Annotated in this window: 17 protein-coding genes and 1 pseudogene; 12 read left to right on the top strand and 6 right to left on the bottom strand. The window is 71.4% G+C overall.

Translation table 11 applies throughout. The features are described 5' to 3' along the window. The first annotated feature begins 108 nt into the window (after positions 1-108). Positions 109-1338: a GNAT family N-acetyltransferase gene (locus ABFX54_RS23970; protein ID WP_346108208.1), complete on the top strand. Its 1230-nt coding sequence runs from the start codon at positions 109-111 to the stop codon at positions 1336-1338. 30 nt (positions 1339-1368) lie between these two features. Continuing rightward, positions 1369-1515 (top strand): hypothetical protein, encoded by a 147-nt coding sequence (locus ABFX54_RS23965; RefSeq protein WP_346108206.1) that lies wholly within the window; start codon positions 1369-1371, stop codon positions 1513-1515. 52 nt (positions 1516-1567) lie between these two features. Here ABFX54_RS23965 and ABFX54_RS23960 read toward each other — a convergent pair whose 3' ends face one another. Continuing rightward, positions 1568-2035 carry a ribose-5-phosphate isomerase gene (locus ABFX54_RS23960; RefSeq protein WP_346108204.1) on the bottom strand — a complete coding sequence of 156 codons (468 nt, stop codon included), beginning with the start codon at positions 2033-2035 and terminating at the stop codon, positions 1568-1570. 96 nt (positions 2036-2131) lie between these two features. Here ABFX54_RS23960 and def point away from each other — a divergent pair, with 96 nt between their 5' ends. Both def and ABFX54_RS23950 read left to right on the top strand, forming a co-directional pair. Continuing rightward, entirely contained in the window at positions 2132-2617 is a 486-nt protein-coding gene (gene def / locus ABFX54_RS23955) for a peptide deformylase (RefSeq protein ID WP_346108202.1), read from the top strand. Between the two features lie 9 nt (positions 2618-2626). Further along, positions 2627-3358, top strand: coding sequence for an SDR family NAD(P)-dependent oxidoreductase (locus tag ABFX54_RS23950; RefSeq protein ID WP_346108200.1), 732 nt, complete (start codon positions 2627-2629; stop codon positions 3356-3358). 37 nt (positions 3359-3395) lie between these two features. Here ABFX54_RS23950 and ABFX54_RS23945 read toward each other — a convergent pair whose 3' ends face one another. Beyond that, positions 3396-4799 (bottom strand): aldehyde dehydrogenase family protein, encoded by a 1404-nt coding sequence (locus ABFX54_RS23945; protein ID WP_346108198.1) that lies wholly within the window; start codon positions 4797-4799, stop codon positions 3396-3398. Positions 4800-4898: 99 nt separating this feature from the next. Continuing rightward, entirely contained in the window at positions 4899-5519 is a 621-nt protein-coding gene (locus tag ABFX54_RS23940) for a mycothiol-dependent nitroreductase Rv2466c family protein (protein WP_346108196.1), read from the bottom strand. 89 nt (positions 5520-5608) lie between these two features. On the opposite strand from ABFX54_RS23940, the gene pepN reads away from it, so the two are divergent. The 3 genes from pepN to ABFX54_RS23925 all read left to right on the top strand — a co-directional run bounded on the left by pepN (position 5609) and on the right by ABFX54_RS23925 (position 10684). Continuing rightward, complete coding sequence (gene pepN / locus ABFX54_RS23935; protein ID WP_346108194.1) at positions 5609-8173, top strand: aminopeptidase N; 2565 nt, start codon at positions 5609-5611, stop codon at positions 8171-8173. 106 nt (positions 8174-8279) lie between these two features. Continuing rightward, the gene (locus tag ABFX54_RS23930) at positions 8280-9578 is read left to right on the top strand and encodes a serine/threonine-protein kinase (RefSeq protein ID WP_346108193.1); all 1299 of its coding nucleotides are present in this window, start codon (positions 8280-8282) and stop codon (positions 9576-9578) included. Between the two features lie 155 nt (positions 9579-9733). Beyond that, positions 9734-10684: a hypothetical protein gene (locus tag ABFX54_RS23925; protein WP_346108191.1), complete on the top strand. Its 951-nt coding sequence runs from the start codon at positions 9734-9736 to the stop codon at positions 10682-10684. A 59-nt stretch (positions 10685-10743) separates the two neighbouring features. Here ABFX54_RS23925 and ABFX54_RS23920 read toward each other — a convergent pair whose 3' ends face one another. After that, positions 10744-11106, bottom strand: coding sequence for a DUF5130 family protein (locus ABFX54_RS23920; RefSeq protein ID WP_346108189.1), 363 nt, complete (start codon positions 11104-11106; stop codon positions 10744-10746). Between the two features lie 7 nt (positions 11107-11113). Beyond that, complete coding sequence (locus ABFX54_RS23915) at positions 11114-11404, bottom strand: hypothetical protein (RefSeq protein WP_346108187.1); 291 nt, start codon at positions 11402-11404, stop codon at positions 11114-11116. Between the two features lie 215 nt (positions 11405-11619). On the opposite strand from ABFX54_RS23915, the gene ABFX54_RS23910 reads away from it, so the two are divergent. Further along, positions 11620-12447 carry a nuclease-related domain-containing protein gene (locus tag ABFX54_RS23910; RefSeq protein ID WP_346108185.1) on the top strand — a complete coding sequence of 276 codons (828 nt, stop codon included), beginning with the start codon at positions 11620-11622 and terminating at the stop codon, positions 12445-12447. Here the strand turns inward: ABFX54_RS23910 and ABFX54_RS23905 are convergent. Further along, positions 12432-13151, bottom strand: coding sequence for a TetR/AcrR family transcriptional regulator (locus ABFX54_RS23905; RefSeq protein WP_346108183.1), 720 nt, complete (start codon positions 13149-13151; stop codon positions 12432-12434). The genes ABFX54_RS23910 and ABFX54_RS23905 overlap by 16 nt on opposite strands. Positions 13152-13246: 95 nt before the next feature. On the opposite strand from ABFX54_RS23905, the gene ABFX54_RS23900 reads away from it, so the two are divergent. The 4 genes and pseudogenes from ABFX54_RS23900 to ABFX54_RS23885 form a co-directional block, all read left to right on the top strand. Beyond that, the gene (locus ABFX54_RS23900) at positions 13247-14035 is read left to right on the top strand and encodes a thioesterase family protein (RefSeq protein ID WP_346108181.1); all 789 of its coding nucleotides are present in this window, start codon (positions 13247-13249) and stop codon (positions 14033-14035) included. A gap of 124 nt (positions 14036-14159) precedes the next feature. After that, a complete protein-coding gene (gene ilvD / locus ABFX54_RS23895; protein ID WP_346108179.1) occupies positions 14160-15998 on the top strand; it encodes a dihydroxy-acid dehydratase in 1839 nt (612 codons plus the stop codon). A 171-nt stretch (positions 15999-16169) separates the two neighbouring features. Beyond that, complete coding sequence (locus ABFX54_RS23890; RefSeq protein ID WP_346108177.1) at positions 16170-16670, top strand: WYL domain-containing protein; 501 nt, start codon at positions 16170-16172, stop codon at positions 16668-16670. A gap of 189 nt (positions 16671-16859) precedes the next feature. Continuing rightward, positions 16860-17597 (top strand): annotated as a pseudogene (locus tag ABFX54_RS23885) (serine hydrolase); the annotation flags it as partial. Between the last annotated feature and the right edge of the window lie 70 nt (positions 17598-17667).

Raw genomic sequence — 17667 nt, 5'->3', positions numbered from 1 at the left:
ACTGTATCGGTCTGACCCGTGTTTGGGCAGCCCACTTGACCAACGCCTTGATCATTAAGCACGGATATTGGGTGGCCGTCCCCCTTTGCCCGCTCCTACCTTGGACGGATGACCTATCCGATCCGTCCGATTGACGAGTCAGAGTGGCCGGCCTACACCCGGGTGCTCGAGGAGGGGTTCGGCTGGACGCCACACCCCGCACAGGCCGAGCGGTGGAAGGCCGAGACCGAGTTCGACCGTACGCTGGCCGTCTTCGACGGCGATCAGATCGTCGGTGTCACCGGCATCTACAGCTTCGCGATGACCGTTCCCGGCGGACGACTGCCCGTGGCGGGGGTGACCGCGGTCAGCGTGCTTCCCTCGCATCGCCGCCGCGGCGTGCTGTCCTCGATGATGCGCAGGCAGCTCGACGACATCCGGGCGCGCGGCGAGTTCGTGGCCGCCCTCTACGCCTCCGAGGCGCTCATCTACGGCCGGTACGGCTACGGCAGGGCCTCCAGCGAGCTGTTCTTCCAGATCGACACCCACAAGTCGGCGTTCGTCCCCGGCGCCCCTTCCGACCCGTCGCTCAGGCTCAGGGTGGTCAAGCCCGCCGACGTGCGGCCCGAGCTGGAGAAGCTGTTCGCCTCCGTCGTCCCGCAGCGCCCCGGCCGGTACGAGCGCAACGACCACTTCTGGAACAGCCTCCTGGCCGACGAGGAGGCCGACCAGCAGGGCGCGGGCCCGTGGCGCTCGATCCTGGCCGAGGACGACCGGGGCGTGCGCGGCTACGCGCTGTTCCGCCTCAAGTCGGCCTGGGACGACAACGGCATCCCGAACGGCACCGTGAAGCTCCAGGAGCTGGAGGCGACCGACCCCGCCGCCTACGCCCTGCTCTGGCGCAGCGTCCTGGACCGCGACCTGGTCTCCAAGGTGCAGTCGGGCGGCCGGCCGGTCGACGACCCGCTCATCGCGCTGCTGGCCGACTCCCGTCAGCTCCGCGCGAGCTGGGCGGACGAGCTCTACGTACGCCTGGTCGAGGTCGGCCCCGCGCTGTCCGCGCGCTCCTACAGCACGCCGGTCGACCTGGTGATCGAGGTCGAGGACGAGATGTGCCCGTGGAACGCCCGGCGCTGGCGCCTGACCGCCGGCTCGTCGGGCGCCGAGTGCGTGCCGGTCGAGGATGAGCCGGACGTGACGCTGCCGGTGGCCTCGCTGGGCTCGGCGTACCTCGGCGACGGCCTGCTCGGCCAGCAGTTCGACGCGGGCCTGCTGCGCGAGCACTCGGCGGGCGCCGTACGCCGGCTCGCCACCGCGATGGCGTGGAGCCCGAAACCCTGGGCGGGACTGACCTTCTGACGTCGAGGGCGGTGACGTAGGCTCGGCGGCATGGCGTTGCAAAGCCTGCAGATCACGGCCATCGTGGCCATGCGTGCCCGCGATGTCTCCAAGCCGTCGAAAGAGCAGCAGGAGGCCGCCGACCGGCGGCCCCTGCGCGACGAGATGCCCAGGCGCGACTCCAGGCGCAAGGGCTAGACAGGCGGGGACGGCCGCTCATGTCGTGGCCGCCCCGCCCTGGGCGCTCTCGCTAGGGAAGCGAGGGAAGCTGGCCGATGGTCTCGTAGGCGGCCAGTTGGGCGATGCGCCTGCTGTGACGCTCGCTGCCGGAGAACGACGTGGCCAGGAAGACCTCCACGAACCGGGTGGCCTCCTCGGTGGAGTGCATGCGGGCGCCGACACTGACGACGTTGGCGTTGTTGTGCTCACGCGCCAGCTTGGCCGTCTCCTCGCTCCAGGCCAGGGCGGCGCGGATGCCGCGCACCTTGTTGGCGCCGATCTGCTCGCCGTTGCCCGACCCGCCGATGACCACCCCCAGGCTGCCGGGGTCGCCGGCGACGCCCTCGGCCGCGCGCAGGATGAACGCCGGATAGTCGTCCTCGGCGTCGTAGACGAAGGGACCGCAGTCGGTCACCTCGTGCCCGTGATCCTTCAGCCAGGACACGAGGTGGTTCTTGAGCTCATAGCCGGCATGGTCGGCACCGATGTAGACACGCACCCGTCCAGTCTTCCACAGCGCCGTGGATCGGGCTCGCCGACTGGAGTAAGGACCGCTAACCTTGTCGAGTCCTTACGCAAGCGAAAGCAGAGATTCATGCGAGAGATCCGCGTCGTCGGCGACCCGGTCCTGCGCACGCCCGCCGAGCCGGTGACGGACTTCGACCGCGAGCTGCGCCGGCTGATCGACGAGATGTTCCAGGTCATGTACGCGGCCGACGGCGTCGGCCTGGCCGGCCCGCAGATCGGCGTCCCCCGGCGGCTGTTCGTCTACGACATCGCGGGACGCAAGGGGCACCTGGTCAATCCGCTGCTGACCGTCGAGGACGCCGAGGAGGTGCCCGACCAGGAGGGCTGCCTGTCCGTGCCCGACCGCCGGACGGGCACCCCGATCTACGCGCCCCTGGCGCGGGCGGCGGGCGTGACGGTCGAGGGGCTGGACCGGTTGCAGCGCCCCGTGCGCGTCAAGGCCCGGGGTTCGCTCGCGCGCTGCTTCCAGCACGAGACCGATCACCTCGACGGCAAGCTCTTCGTCGATCGCCTGCCGCGAAACGAGGCCCGCTCCATCCTGCTGCGGGCATAACGTGGCCGCATGAGCGTGCTTTCCGGCAAGGGCGCGTTGGTCACCGGCGGTTCCAGGGGCATCGGCAAGGCCGTCGTGGAGCGGCTGACCGGCGACGGCGCGGACGTGGTCTTCTGTTACCGGCATGAGGCGGAGGCGGCCGAGCGGGTCGCCAAGGCGACGGGCGCGCACGCGGTGCGGGCCGACCTCGGCAGCAGGCAGGACCTCGATCGGCTGTTCGCCGAGGCGGAGGCGCGGCTGCCCGGGGTCGACATCGTGGTCAACAACGCCGCCACCGTCGAGGGGCAGAAGACCTTCGACGCGATCACGGACGACGACTACGAGCGGGTGTTCGCGGTCAACGCGCGGTCCGTCTTCCTGTCCATCCAGTGGGCGGCGCGGGTGATGCGCGACGGCGGGCGCATCATCAACGTCTCCTCGCTCAACACCGTGGTGCCGGCGCCGGCCCTGGCGCTCTACTGCGGCAGCAAGGGGGCGATGGAGCAGTTCAGCAAGGTCGCCTCGCGGGAGCTGGGCGGGCGCGGCATCACGGTCAACGTGGTCTCGTCCGGGGCCACCGACACCGACATGCTGAGGGCCGCCAACCCGCCCGAGGCGCTGGAGGCGACGCCGGCCTACACCGCGCTGGGGCGGCTCGGCCGGCCCGACGACATCGCGGCGGTGGTCGCGTTCCTCGCCGGGCCCGACGGGCGGTGGGTGACCGGGCAGAACGTGCTGGCCACCGGCGGGCTGTACGTCTGAGCCGTTCGGGTGGCCGTTCGGTGGCCGTTCGGCGCGGCTACAGCTGGAGCGACTTGACTTCGAGGTACTCCTCCAGCCCGTGCTCGCCGAGCTCGCGTCCCACGCCCGACTGCTTGTAGCCGCCGAACGGCGCCAGCGGGTTGAACCGGCCGCCGTTGACCGCCACCTGGCCCGTGCGCAGCCGCCTGGCCACGTCGAGCGCGCGTTCCTCGGTGCCCGCCCAGACGGCTCCGGCCAGGCCGTACTTGGTGTCGTTGGCGATCTCGACCGCCTTGTCCTCGCTCGTGTACGGGATCAGCGACAGCACGGGCCCGAAGATCTCCTCCTGCTCGATCGTCATGCCCGGCTCCACAGCCGCGAACACCGTGGGCTCGACGTAGTAGCCGCGCTCGTACGGCCGGTCGGTGCCGCCGGCCACCAGCCGGGCCCCTTCCTCCTGGCCGCGGTTGATGTAGTGGATCACCCGCTCGCGCTGGGTCGCCGACACCAGCGGGCCGATCTTGGTGGAGTCGTCGAACGGGTCGCCGACCCGGTAGCCGCGGGCCGTCTCGACGGCCAGGTGGACGGCCTCGTCGTACTGGTCGCGCTGGACGAGCATGCGGGTCTGCGCCGAGCAGGTCTGGCCGGCGTTGACGAAGCAGTTGGCCACGCCGACCTTGACGGCCAGGGCGAGGTCCGCGTCGGGCAGGATGACGTTGGCCGACTTGCCGCCGAGTTCGAGCGCGACCCGCTTGACCGACTCCGCGGCCAGCGCGGCCACCCGGCGGCCGGCGGCGGTGGAGCCGGTGAAGGAGACCATGTCCACCGCGGGATGGGCCGCCATCGCCTCGCCGACGACCGGCCCCCGGCCGCTGACCAGGTTGAACACGCCCGGCGGCAGGCCCACCTCGTGGAAGATCTCCGCCAGCGCGTACGCGGCCAGCGGCGCCACCTCGCTCGGCTTGAGCACGACCGTGCACCCGGCGGCCAGGGCGGGCGCCACCTTGCAGACGATCTGGTGCAGCGGGTAGTTCCACGGCGTGATCGCGGCCACCACCCCGATCGGCTCCTTGACCACCAGCGAGTTGCCCACGCGGGTCTCGCGCGGATACTCGGCGGCGAGCGTGGCGTAGGAGGCCAGGACGCTCACCGGCATGAGCGTCTGCACTCTGAGCGCGAAGGCCAGCGGCGCGCCCATGTCGGTGGCGATGATCTCGGCCACCTCGTCTGATCGCTGTTTCAGCAGCTCGGCGGCGTCGGCGAGGAGTTTGCCCCGCTCGGCGTGGGTCACCCGGGACCATTCGGGGAAGGCTCTCGCGGCGGCGCCGGCCGCCGCTTCGACATCGTCGGGGACACCCGCGGGCACCCGGTCGATGATCTCTTCGGTGGCCGGGTTGACGACCTCGATGGAGTCGTCCGATGCCGAAGCGGTCCAGGAGCCGTCGATATACAGCTGACGCATGGCCCCATCTTTACAGTGCGTCAGGCCCGAGGGCGAGGGCTCATCCTGAGCCGGGGATAAGCTCTTTCCACCGCGGCCTGGTTTTCTTCCCCTCGGGGATCAGTCGAACTGCGGGCGCCGGGTGCGGGTGCGCTTCAGTTCGAAGAAGTCGTCGTACTGGGTGACGGCCAGGACGCCGTCCCAGAGCTTGCCCGCGTCGTCGCCGCGCAGGATCTTCGTGATGACCGGGCCGAAGAAGGCGTTGTCGCCGACGCGGATGATCGGGGTGCCGACCTCCTGGCCGACCAGGCCGATGCCCTCGTCGTGGGAGGCGCGGATGGTGGCGTCGTACTCCTCGGAGTGCATGGCCTCGGCCAGGCTCCGTTCGAGGCCGGCGTCGTCGAGCGCGCCCTCGATGACCTCGCGCAGGCGCTCGGGCTGCTTGCTCATGCCCTGGTTGTGCAGGCGGGTGCCGAGCCCGGTGTAGAGCTCGCCGATGACGTGCTCACCGTGCTTGGCCGCGGCCGCGGCGATGACCCTGACCGAGCCCATGGCCCTGGCGGCGCGTTCGAGGTAGTCGGCGGGTACGTCTTTCTCCTCGTTGAGGAAGTAGAGCGACATCTGCCGCCAGCGCGGCTGGATCGGCCGGACCTGCTCCACCTCCAGCAACCAGCGCGAGGTCACCCACGCGAACGGACAGGAGGGGTCGAACCACAGGTCCACGGGAATCTTCTCTGTCATGTCTGCCCGTAACCTGAGGTGGTTCGGGTCCTATTCCCGGCATGGCAGGATACGGACAACCCCGACGAAGTGGTGAAAAGGAGCGCAACTTGGCAGGCAACCTGACCCGGGACGAGGCTCGTGAGCGCGCCCGGCTGTTGAAGGTCGAGTCTTACGAGGTCGCACTCGACCTGACCGAGGGAGAGGAGCGCTTCGAGAGCGTCACGACGGTCCGCTTCACCAGCACCCGGCCGGGCGAGTCCACCTTCGTCGACCTGCACGGGGCCACCGTCCGCAAGGTCACGCTGAACGGCGCCGACCTCGACGTGTCGGCCTACGACGCCGAGCGGGGCCGCTTCCCCCTCCCCTCGCTCGCCGAGTCCAACGTGCTGGTCGTCGACGCCGACTGCTCCTACATGCGCACGGGCGAGGGCCTGCACCGCTTCGTCGACCCGGTCGACCAGCAGGTCTACCTGCACAGCCAGTTCGAGACGGCCGACGCCCACCGCATGTACGCCTGCTTCGACCAGCCCGACCTCAAGGCCACGTTCCAGCTCACGGTGCTGGCCCCGGCCGGCTGGGAGGTCGTCTCCAACGCCGCCGCCTCCGTGGTGACCGAGCTGCCCGAGCAGGCCGGCCGGCACGGCACGGTGCGGGCGGCCAGGCGCTGGGAGTTCCCGGCCACGCCTGTGCTGTCCACGTACATCACCGCGCTGGTCGCCGGGCCCTTCCACAAGGTGACCTCCGAGCACGACGGCATCCCCCTGGGCGTCTACTGCCGCGCGTCGCTGGCCGAGCACCTCGACGCCGACAACATCCTCGAGGTCACCCGTCAGGGCTTCGACTTCTTCCACCGCGTCTTCAGCGTGCGCTACCCGTTCGGCAAGTACGACCAGCTCTTCGTGCCCGAGTTCAACGCGGGCGCGATGGAGAACGCCGGCTGCGTGACGTTCCTGGAGGACTACGTCTTCCGGTCCAGGGTCACCGACGCGGTCGTCGAGCGGCGCGCGGAGACGATCCTGCACGAGATGGCCCACATGTGGTTCGGCGACCTCGTCACCATGCGCTGGTGGGACGACCTGTGGCTGAACGAGTCGTTCGCCACCTACATGTCCGTGCTGGCCCAGGCCGAGGCGACGCGGTGGGGCAAGGGCGCGTGGACCACGTTCGCGAACGTGGAGAAGTCCTGGGCCTACCGCCAGGACCAGCTCCCCTCCACCCATCCCATCGCCGCCGACATCCCCGACATGCAGGCGGTCGAGGTCAACTTCGACGGCATCACGTACGCCAAGGGCGCCTCGGTGCTCAAGCAGCTCGTCGCCTACGTCGGCCTGGACAACTTCCTGGCCGGGGTGCGCGACTACTTCGCCGAGCACGCCTGGGGCAACACCGAGCTGAAGGACCTGCTCACCGCCCTTGAGCGCACCTCCGGCCGCGACCTGTCCTCCTGGTCGAAGGAGTGGCTGGAGACCTCCTGGGTCAACACGCTGCGGCCGGCGTTCGAGGTGTCCGGCGGGCGCTTCACCAAGTTCGAGGTGCTCCAGGAGGCACCCGCGGACTATCCGACGCTGCGCTCCCACCGGGTCGCGATCGGCCTCTACTCGCTGGCCGACGGCAAGCTGACCCGGACCAAGCGGGTCGAGCTGGACGTGGTCGGCGCCCGTACGGACGTGGCCCAGCTCGTCGGCGAGGAGCAGCCCGACCTGGTGCTGCTCAACGACGACGACCTGACCTACGCCAAGATCCGGCTCGACGAGGACTCGATGCGGACGCTGGTCGAGGGCGGCATCGCCGCGTTCACCGAGTCGCTGCCGCGCGCCCTGTGCTGGTCGGCGGCCTGGGACATGACCCGCGACGGCGAGATGTCCACGCGCGACTACGTCAAGCTGGTCGTCTCCGGGGCGGGCACGGTCAGCGACATCACCGTGCTGCAGGCGGTGCTGCGCCAGGCGCGCATGGCGGTGCAGCAGTACGCCGACCCGGCCTGGCGGCCCGAGGGGCTGGCGCTGCTGGCCGCCGAGCTGCGCTCGCTGCTCGCTTCGGCCCAGCCGGGCTCCGACCAGCAGCTCGCCTACCTCCAGGCGTTCGCCCCCGTGGCCAGCGCCGACGAGGACCTGAACCTGCTGGAGCACATCCTCGACGGCACCTCGGTGCCCGAGGGGCTGAGCGTCGACACCGACCTGCGCTGGAGCCTCGTGCACGCGCTGGTCTCCGGCGGCCGGCTGGCCGAGGCCGACATCGACGCCGAGCTCGAACGGGACCCTACGGCGACGGGTGAGCGCCAGGCCGCGCTCTGCCGGGCCGCGATCCCGTCCGCCGAGGCCAAGGCGGCGGCGTGGGAACGGATCGTGGGCGGCAAGCTGGCCAACCACATCGCCCGTACGACGATCGGCGGTTTCCAGGACCCGCACCACCCCGAACTGCTGGCGCCGTACCGCGAGAAGTACTTCGCGGAGGTGGGCCGGATCTACCGCGAGTGGACGTTCGACCAGGCTTCGACGTTCGCCGTCGGGTGTTTCCCCTCGCTGCTGATCGAGCCGGAGACGGTGCGGGCGGCGCAGGACTTCCTGGCGCGGGAGCAGCCGCCGCAGGCGCTGCGCCGGCTCATCCTGGAGGGCGCCGACGGTGTCAGCCGCGCTCTGCGCAACAGGGAGAAGGACGCCGCTTCCGGCTGATCTCCGCCCTGATCATGCGGCCGATCGGCCCGCGCGGGAACGCGGGGGCCGATCGGCTGCGCGGACTTGACGTGGGCATCCTGGGCGCGGTGTTAGCCTCGAAACCGTGCTAGGCCAGGGGACCACCCTCAACGACCGCTACGTGCTCGGCGACCGCCTCGGCGGCGGGGGCATGGGCGAGGTCTGGCGTGCCGACGACACGGTTCTCGGGCGCTCGGTCGCGGTCAAGGTGCTCATGCCCGCGCTCTCCGAGGACCCGACGTTCACCCAGCGCTTCCACAACGAGGCCAGGGCCATGGCCACGCTCAGGCATCCGGGCGTGGTCGACGTCTACGACTACGGCACCTGCGACGTCGGCGGCCGCCAGGTGAGCTTCCTCGTCATGGAATACGTGCAGGGCGAGTCGCTCGACCGCGTCCTGCGGCGCGGCCCGCTGCCGGTCGAGACGACCATGCGCCTGGTGGCGGAGGTCGGCGACGCGCTGGCCGCCGCGCACGCGCAGGGCATCGTGCACCGCGACGTCAAACCGGCCAACCTCATGGTCAGGCCCGACGGCGCGGTGGTGCTCACCGACTTCGGCATCGCCCACTCGGCCTCGGCCGGCCAGCTCACGGCCACGGGGACGATGTTGTGCTCGGCCGGCTACTGCGCTCCCGAGATGGCCACGGCCAGCGACGTGACGCCGGCGGTCGACATCTACGCGCTGGGCGTGGTGGCGTACGAGTGCCTGAGCGGGCATCTGCCGTTCCAGGGCGACACTCCCGTACAGATCATCTTCAAGCACCTCAACTCCCCCATCCCGCGGCTGCCCGGCGACGTGCCGCCGGGGCCGCGGCAGGTGGTGGAGCGGGCGCTGGAGAAGGCGCCCGACGCGCGCTGGCAGTCGGCGCCGCAGATGGCCCAGGCCGCGCGCCAGGCGCTGACCGCTCCCGAGACGCTGCCCATGCCGCCCAGGCGGCGCGTGACGCGGGCGGCGCTGACCATCACGGCCGCCGTGGCGGTGTCGCTGGCCGTGGCGGGCTTCGTCTGGCTGCGGCCCTCAGGGCCCGCCGCCAGCGAGGAGGTGCCGCCGCCGGTGATCGGCAGCACCACGATCGAGTTCACCCCCTCCTCGCCGCCGGCCACCGGCCGCGACCTGGCGTCGCCGCCCCCGGTCAAGCGCACGGCGGCACCCAGGCCCACGCGCTCCGCGCCCGTGGCGACGACGTCGCCGCCCACCGTGACGGCCGAGCCCACCACCACGCGCCCGGGCACGACCACGCCGCCCACCACGCCTGCCACGACGGAGCCCGAGGAGCCGACGCCCGACCCGACCACGCCTGGGCCTGAGGAGCCGACGGCCGAGCCCACGATCACCCGGCCGCCCGGGGAGATCCAGTGCGTCCGCGCGCCCTGCCCCGGCTGATCAGCCCGAGGCGCGCGGCAGGCGACCGGCGGCGTGTCCTGGCTGGTGGCAGGGGTGATGCCGGTCAGATCGGCGCTCCTGGAGCAGCGCGCCCGGCTCCGGCCTCCCTGGGTTCCATGTCCTTGTCCGGTCGCTGATCGTGAGAAAGTCGTCGCGTGGACTCGACTCGTGACCTGTTCATCGCCCTGGCCCGCCGCTACGCCTTCGCCGACCTGGGCGCGCTCGCACCGGACGAGGAGATCGCGGAGGTGTGCGAGTTCGGGCAGCGGTTGCTCTCGCTCGACGCCGAGGACTTCGCGGCCGAGGCCCGGGCTGTCCCCGCCGACCTGCGGCGGCGGGCGCGGGCCTGCCACATGCCGCAGACGCCGCGCGAGCAGCCGCGCGGGGCGCTGGAGTCGCTGCGTCCCGCGTACGGGCTGCTGCTGGAGGTCATCGCCGTACGGTGGCACCGGCGCGAGCTGAGCCCGATGATCGCCGCCGTGCACATCGCCAGCGAATACCTGCCGCTGCTGGCCTTCGAGCCGCAGCTCGGGCACGCCGGCGATCCCGCCAGGTGGCCCGCGGGGCTGAGCGCGTCAGGGAGCAGGTTCGGCGTGATCGGCGACCGGGAGTGCGACCACACCAAGTCCGAGCAGTCGGCCACGAACCGGACCCTGCGCGTGTCCGGGGAGCCGGCGGAGGGCTGGCGGGCGTACTTCGACCGGCAGCACAGCCAGGTCGCCGGGGCGGTGGCCGTGTGCGTGGCGACCTGCCGCAACCCGTGCACGGCCATGGACTGGATCGATCCCGAGCCGCGCGCCGACCTGCAGTCGCGGGCGCGCACGGCGCTGGCCTTCGCCGAGACGCCGCTCGTCCGGCTGCGCCACGCCGCCCCCGTCGGCCACGGGTTCGGGGTACCGTCGCCCGAGGAGGTGCTCGACGCCTGGGAGCGCAGCCGGGCGGGGCTGGACAAGAACGCCGTCGGCTCGGCGGCGCTGAAGGACGACGGGTTTCCGCTGCCCGGGCTGCCGTCGCTGTTCTCGGCCGTGGCCGAGGCCCCGATCGAGCCGGCGTCACTGCTGGCCGGGGTCAGCGAACACGTCGTACGCCTGCTCGAACGGCACTGACGCCCGGCGGTGCGGGCACGCCGGAGCCGCCGGGCGGCAGGCGCCTGGAACGGCGGCGCTTAGCGACGGGCGGTCGCCTGTTCGCCCAGGGCGGCGATGCCGTACAGCAGGCCGCCGATCAGGTCGCCCACGCTGAAGGCGGTGGCCATCGACATCGCGGTCAGCCGGCACGCGCTGTCGCTCAGCCGCCGCCGCGCGTCCTCGCCCGTGACGATCTCCAGCCCCCGTCCGGCGAGGTCCACGAAGATCACCACGGCGCGGTCGGCCTCGTCACCCAGGGCGGCGTGCAGGCGTTCGGCGAAGTGGCGGCGCCCGCCCACCGGCTCGCCGATGAAGACGCCGAACCGCAGCCCGCTGCGGCGCTCGGCGGTGTGCAGGGCCTTCCTGACGTCGTCGGCCTGAGCGGCGGTCAGTCCCTTCATGCGCACCTCACCATCCCGCGGAGGCGCCACCGACGCGCCTGCCGGGCTCGGCGGTCTCGGCCGCGGCCACCCAGTCGTGCTCGGGCACGTCCGCCCATGCGGGCACGCGGTCGGCCAGCACCAGCCCTGAGGTGCTCACGCCGCGCTCGCTCCTGGAGGGGCCGCCCAGCCACACCGGGCCCGCTTCGATCCGGCGGCGCGCGCCGCGCCCCGGCACCATGACGAGCAGGCTGATCAGCACGAACAGCCCCATGGACACCCCGATGAGAAAGAGCAGGATCTCTGCCGCGCTGTTCACAACAAGACCGTAATCCTCGTGAGCGGGTCCGGCCAGACCCGATGCCGGCCGCGACCCCCGCGTCTTTTCCCGGTAAGATCGTTTGCCGGTGCTTCTCTAGAGAAGAACAGTAGACATACCCCGAAATCAGGCGTGGAACACGATGAGCTGGGCCATAAAACTATGGACGCGGCAACACTAGGAATCGATCGAATCCCCGGGCTACGGTGAGTGACGTGGACTCCGACAACCAGCGAGAAGACGGTCTCAACGCGTCTCCCATCTGGGTGAGCGACCGACCAGAAAGCGAGCAGACCGCCGCCGCCAAGCCTTCGGCGCCCACCTCCACGTACGCGCCGCTCCAGCGCGCGTCCGTGCGCGACCTGCTGCAACAACCCCGTTTCCGCCGCCTGCGCAACCGGCTGATCGTGGCGGTCGCCGCGGGTCTGGTGGTGGGGTTCCTCGTGCGCGACTGGCGGGTGGGCGTGACCGCGGGCGTGATCGCGGCCGTTCTCGAGGCGGTCTGGCGGGCACGCTCCAACTCCTCCGTGCCGGCGTGGCGGCGGTCGTCCGTGGCGGAGCGGCGCACCGAGGCGCAGCTGCGCAAGCTCGAACGCAGCGGCTATCGCACGTTGCACGCGCGGGCGATCCCGGGCAGCGAGGCTCAGATCGACCACCTCGTGGTGGGCCCGACGGGCGTCTACGCGGTCGACTCCGAGAAGTGGGACCGCCGGCTGCCCGTACGCGTGCAGATGGGCAAAAAGCTCTTTCACGGCCCGTTCGACATGAAACCCCGCCTCACCGAGGCCAAGTGGGAGGCGTCGCAGGCCAGCACTCTGATCAGCGAGTCGTTCGGCCGTGAGATCGCCGTGGTGCCGTCGCTGGCCATCTACGGCCCGCCCGTGCCCTGGAAGATCATGACCATTCGCGGCGTGGACGTCTACCAGGGCGACCGCGCGCGCAAGTGGATCACCAAGCGGGAGCGGGCGCTGACGACCACCGAGATCGACCGCATCTACGACATCGCCGCCCAGGCGCTGCCCGCCCGCTACGGCGAGGACTGACCGGGCTCGTCCGCTCCAGGTTCATCCGCTCCGGCCGCCAGTCTCGCGCCGAACTCGTCGAGACGGGCGGCCAGCTCTTTGCTCGGTGGCAGCGTGGCGGGCAGCCGCGAATACACCGCCGCGCCGAAGCCGGCCTGGCGGACGATGTGGTCGAGCAGCGCCTCCCTGTCGCGCGGCCAGGGGAACGCCGGCTGCGCGATCAGCAGGGAGACGCAGCCGTGCACGGCCGACCAGAGGCCGAGCGCGAGCTTCTCCGGGTCGCCTTCGAACACCCGCGTCTCCACGCAGGCCGCGACGGCGGCCACCATGTGGCGAAAGGCCGTCTCGGCGGCCGGTGGCACGCCCGGCGCCGCTGACGGGCGCAGCATCAGCACCCGGTACTGCACGGGGTGGTCGAGGGCGAAGCGGGCGTAGGCGCGGGCGCATTTGCCGAGCGCGAGGAACGGGTCGCCGCCGAGGTTGCCGGTGAACACGCGGCCCAGCTCGTCCCAGACCCGCATGCAGACGGCCTCGACGAGCGCGTCCTTGTCGGCGAAGTGCAGGTAGACCGAGGGTGTGGAGACGCCCGCGCGGTCGGCCACGGCGCGCAGGGTGAGCGCGTCCTCGGTGCCCGCCTCTGCCAGCAGGTCCTCGGCCGCGCGCAGGATCTCCTCGCGCAGCAGGGCCCCTTCTCCGCGTCTGGCGCGTACGCGTCTGGTGCTCATGAATCTCACATTGACGTCGTCAAGTTAACGATGTCAATCTGAGGTCCTGCGGAAGGGGCGTACTCCATATGGGGATTTTTCAGGAAGCGACCGCTGTGACGGCGCACGGGGATGGCGCGTTCGGCGCCACCCTGGACGCGCGGTGGAGTGTGGGCAGCCGGCTGCACGGGGGCTATCTCCTGGCCGTACTGGGCCGGGCCGCCTGCGAGAGCGCGGCCGGCGGCGGGCATCCGCACGTGACGGCCGTCAGCGGCACGTTCATCGAGCCGCCCGAGCCGGGCGCGGCCGTCGCACGGGTCGAGACGCTGCGCGTCGGCAGGACCGTGGCCCAGGTCAGGGCCGCTCTCGTGCAGGAAGAGCGCATCCGGGTCGAGGCGCACATCACGCTGGGCCTGCTGGACGACGCCGACCCGTGGTGGTCGGGGCACGAGCCGGTGGACCTCCCGCCCGAGCAGGACTGCTTCCGCATGACCGTCGACCCCCCTGGCGCGAGCTTCAGCGTGCCGCTGATGGGCGTGATCGAGGAGCGGCTGGACCCCGCGCACCTGGCCTTCGCCGCCGGCGCTCCCTCCGGGCGCGGGGTGATGGCGAGCTGGCAGCGGCTGGCCGACGGCTCCGACTGGGACCCGCTCAGCCTGCTGGTGGCACTGGACCCGGTGCCACCAGTCTCGTTCGACCTGGGGTTGTCGGGGTGGGTGCCGACGATCCAGCTCTCTGCCTATCTGCGCAGGCTGCCCGCCCCCGGGCCGGTCAGGGTGCGGCTGGCGGCCACGGACATCTCGGGTGAGAGGATGGACGAGATGGCGCACGTCTGGGACGACAAGGGCCGCCTCGTGGCCCAGGCCACCCAGCTCGCCGCCGTCCGCCTGCCGGACCGGCGGTAGTCGCTCGGGCGTGCGCGGGGCCGGGGCACGATCCGGTAACGGCCGTCCGACACATGGACAGTTGTCTCAGTTGCCGGGCGGCGGCCGTAACATGTGAGGACTCGCTAGCGATGGGAGAAGCCCAATGCCCGCCCTCAGGTCACGCACAGTCACCCACGGCAGGAATATGGCCGGTGCCCGGGCCCTGCTCCGGGCGACCGGCGTAGCCGGGAGCGATTTCGGCAAGCCCATCATCGCGGTGGCCAACAGCTTCACCCAGTTCGTCCCGGGCCATGTGCATCTGCGCGAGGTCGGCGACGTGGTGTCCGCGGCGATCAGGGAGGCGGGGGCGATCCCCCGCGAGTTCAACACGATCGCGGTCGACGACGGCATCGCGATGGGCCACGGCGGCATGCTCTACTCGCTGCCCTCGCGCGAGCTCATCGCCGACGCGGTCGAGTACATGGTCGAGGCCCACTGCGCGGACGCGCTGATCTGCGTCTCCAACTGCGACAAGATCACGCCCGGCATGCTGCTCGCCGCGTTCCGGCTGAACATCCCGACGATCTTCGTCTCCGGCGGGCCCATGGAGGCCGGCAAGACGCCCGGCAAGAAGCTCGACCTGATCGACCCGATGATCGCCTCCGCCGACGACTCGGTCTCCGACGCCGACCTGCTGGCCATGGAGGAGAACGCCTGCCCGACCTGCGGCTCGTGCTCCGGCATGTTCACAGCCAACTCGATGAACTGCCTGGTCGAGGCCATCGGCCTGGGGCTGCCCGGCAACGGCACGATCCTGGCCACGCACAAGGCGCGCAAGCAGCTGTTCGAGGACGCGGGCCGCCAGCTCGTCGAGATCACCCGCCGCTACTACGAGGACGGCGACGAGTCGGTGCTGCCGCGCTCGATCGCCACCCGCGAGGCGTTCGAGAACGCGATGACCCTCGACGTGGCCATGGGCGGCTCGACCAACACGATCCTGCACATCCTGGCCGCCGCCCGCGAGGCCCAGGTCGACTTCGGGCTCAAGGAGATCAACGAGATCTCGCTGCGGGTGCCGTGCCTGTGCAAGGTCGCCCCGGCCACGGACAAATACCACGTCGAGGACGTCCACCGGGCCGGCGGCATCCCCGCCATCCTGGGCGAGCTCGACCGCGCCGGGCTGCTGCACCGCGACGTGACCACGGTCAACGGCGGCACCCTCGCCGACCTGCTGACCACGTGGGACGTGCGCTCGCCTTCGGTGAAGCCCGAGGCCGTCGAGCTGTGGCACGCCGCGCCCGGCAACGTGCGCACGGTCAAGGCGTACTCCCAGGACAACCGCTGGGACGAGCTCGACCTCGACCGCGAGGCCGGATGCATCCGCGAGCGCGAGCACGCCTACACCGCCGACGGCGGCCTGGCCGTGCTCTACGGCAACATCTCGCGCGATGGCTCCGTGGTGAAGACGGCCGGGGTCGACGAGTCGATCTGGACGTTCAGCGGGCCGGCGGTGGTGTTCGAGTCGCAGGAGCAGGCGGTCGAAGGCATCCTCGGCGGGCGGGTCAAGGCCGGCGACGTGGTCGTCATCCGCTACGAGGGCCCCAAGGGCGGGCCCGGCATGCAGGAGATGCTCTACCCGACGTCCTTCCTCAAGGGCAAGGGCCTGGGCAAGGCGTGCGCGCTGGTCACCGACGGGCGTTTCTCCGGCGGCACTTCGGGGCTGTCGATCGGGCACACCTCCCCCGAAGCGGCCGAGGGCGGCGCGATCGCGCTGGTCGAAGACGGCGACATCATCGACATCGACATCCCCAACCGGCTGCTGGAGCTGCGCGTGCCCGAGGCCGAGCTGGCCGCCCGGCGCGAGAAGCTGCTGGCCGAGCTGGGCGGATACCGGCCGCGTGACCGCGACAGGAAGGTCAGCGTGGCGCTGCAGGCGTACGCGGCGATGACGACGTCCGCCTCGACGGGCGCCTCCCGCGACCTGTCCCAGCTCTCCCGGTGACGCACGACCTGCTCGGGTCGCTCGCGCGATCTGCTCGGGTTTTCGCCGTGATTCGCGGCCTGTTCGGGGGCTCTCGCGGTGGTTCGTGACCTGTGCGGCAGGTGACAGGAATGTCGCCGTCTGCCGCACAGGTTTTCGAAAATTGTCGGTGGTCGCCCGTATTCTTTGGGTATGACGACAGTCGTGAAGCACGATACTCGCCCGCTGACGACCGCCGAGATCGCCGCACTCGCACTCTCCCTCGCCCACCTCGGCGCGGGGCCGCAGGCCGTCACCGCCCGGCGTGGCCTGCAACACGCGTTCGAGCACCTGGAGCTCGACGACGACGTCATCGCCACCACGCTCGCGACCCTCACCGAGCCGCTGCCCACCGACGTGGCCTCCCGGGCCAGGCTCATGGCCGACGCCATCACCAGCCGGCTCAACATCCGCCTGCACTACCGTGACGCCTCGGGCCACGTCACCGCCCGCGACGTCGAGCCGGTGACGTGCCTGGTCCACCGCGAATACTGGTATCTGGTCGGGGTGTGCAGGATGCGCCGGGCGATCAGGGCGTTCAGGTTCGACCGGATCATCGCGGTCGAGCCGACGCTCACCCCGTCCCGCCCGCACCTGGCCGACCGCTTCCTGCCCTTCCAGCGCCGCAAGCGGCGCGCGATCACGGCCGCCTGACCCGGTCCGACCTCCCCTGGCCACGCCCGCCGGTCAGGGGAGGGACGACAGATCCCGTTTCGGACGTCCTTCCGGCCAGGCGGACGTCCTTCGGGCCGCTCCCGCCGGTCGGGGTCGGGCGGCAGATCTGGGTGAAGTTTGACCCGGCGGTCTCCGGTCGTTGGGGTGGCGGGTGGCAGGCTCCCGGGCATGCGCGTTCGGCACCTCTTGCTCTTCGCCGCCCTGCTGATCACCTACGCCGGCTCTCCCGTGCCGCCGCACAGGCCGCCGGACACGGTGACGGGCACCACGACGGGCGCGGCATCGGGTCTGGCGCCGGGGCCGGTGGTCGTGGCGCGGCGGGTGCCGGGGACGGAGGCCGCAAGGGCGCTGCCGCCGGCCGAGCGGCGGGCGCTCGATCGGGCTCTGGGGCGCTACCTGCGCGAGCGCCCCGGCCGCGCGGCCCTGGCCGTCTACGACCGCATGACCGGCATCAGGTACGCCTTCCGCGAGCGGGTCCCGTTCCTGCTGGCCAGCGTGGCCAAGGTGGACATCCTGCTGGCGTTCCTCCTGGGCAAGGGCGGCGAGCCCCTGAGCGGTCACGAGCGGGAGCTGGCCTCGCGGATGATCCGCCACAGCGACAACGACTGCGCCCGCGACCTCTACCTGACCATCGGCGGCCGGGAGGGGCTGGACCGGATGCTGCGTCAGGTCGGCGCCCGGCACACCCGCCCCGGCGCCGGGACGTCATGGGGGATCACCCACAGCCGGCCGTCGGACCAGGTCAGGATCCTGGAGCAGCTCACCGACCCCGAGGGGCCGCTGACCGCCCGCAGCCGGCACTACGCCATGGAGCTCATGTCGTCGGTGGAGCCGGCGCAGAGCTGGGGAGTCAGCGCCGCCGCCCCTGAGGGTGAGACGGCGCTCAAGAACGGCTGGCTGCCCGCCGACGCCCACGACGGGTTGTGGACGGTCAACAGCGTGGGACGGCTCCAGGTGCACGGGCACGAGTTGCTGC

The organism is Nonomuraea maheshkhaliensis, from assembly GCF_039529435.1.
Classification (GTDB): Bacteria; Actinomycetota; Actinomycetes; order Streptosporangiales; family Streptosporangiaceae; genus Nonomuraea; species Nonomuraea maheshkhaliensis.
This window is presented reverse-complemented; position numbering and strand designations above follow the sequence as displayed.

What these genes read in the sequence shown, in the direction of transcription:
- ABFX54_RS23970 (WP_346108208.1), top strand. Translation starts at nt 109, where the DNA reads ATGACCTATCCGATCCGTCCGATTGACGAGTCAGAGTGGCCGGCCTAC.
- ABFX54_RS23965 (WP_346108206.1), top strand. Translation starts at nt 1,369, where the DNA reads ATGGCGTTGCAAAGCCTGCAGATCACGGCCATCGTGGCCATGCGTGCC.
- def (WP_346108202.1), top strand. Translation starts at nt 2,132, where the DNA reads ATGCGAGAGATCCGCGTCGTCGGCGACCCGGTCCTGCGCACGCCCGCC.
- ABFX54_RS23950 (WP_346108200.1), top strand. Translation starts at nt 2,627, where the DNA reads ATGAGCGTGCTTTCCGGCAAGGGCGCGTTGGTCACCGGCGGTTCCAGG.
- ABFX54_RS23945 (WP_346108198.1), bottom strand. Translation starts at nt 4,799, where the DNA reads ATGCGTCAGCTGTATATCGACGGCTCCTGGACCGCTTCGGCATCGGAC.
- ABFX54_RS23940 (WP_346108196.1), bottom strand. Translation starts at nt 5,519, where the DNA reads ATGACAGAGAAGATTCCCGTGGACCTGTGGTTCGACCCCTCCTGTCCG.
- ABFX54_RS23920 (WP_346108189.1), bottom strand. Translation starts at nt 11,106, where the DNA reads ATGAAGGGACTGACCGCCGCTCAGGCCGACGACGTCAGGAAGGCCCTG.
- ABFX54_RS23905 (WP_346108183.1), bottom strand. Translation starts at nt 13,151, where the DNA reads ATGAGCACCAGACGCGTACGCGCCAGACGCGGAGAAGGGGCCCTGCTG.
- ilvD (WP_346108179.1), top strand. Translation starts at nt 14,160, where the DNA reads ATGCCCGCCCTCAGGTCACGCACAGTCACCCACGGCAGGAATATGGCC.
- ABFX54_RS23890 (WP_346108177.1), top strand. Translation starts at nt 16,170, where the DNA reads ATGACGACAGTCGTGAAGCACGATACTCGCCCGCTGACGACCGCCGAG.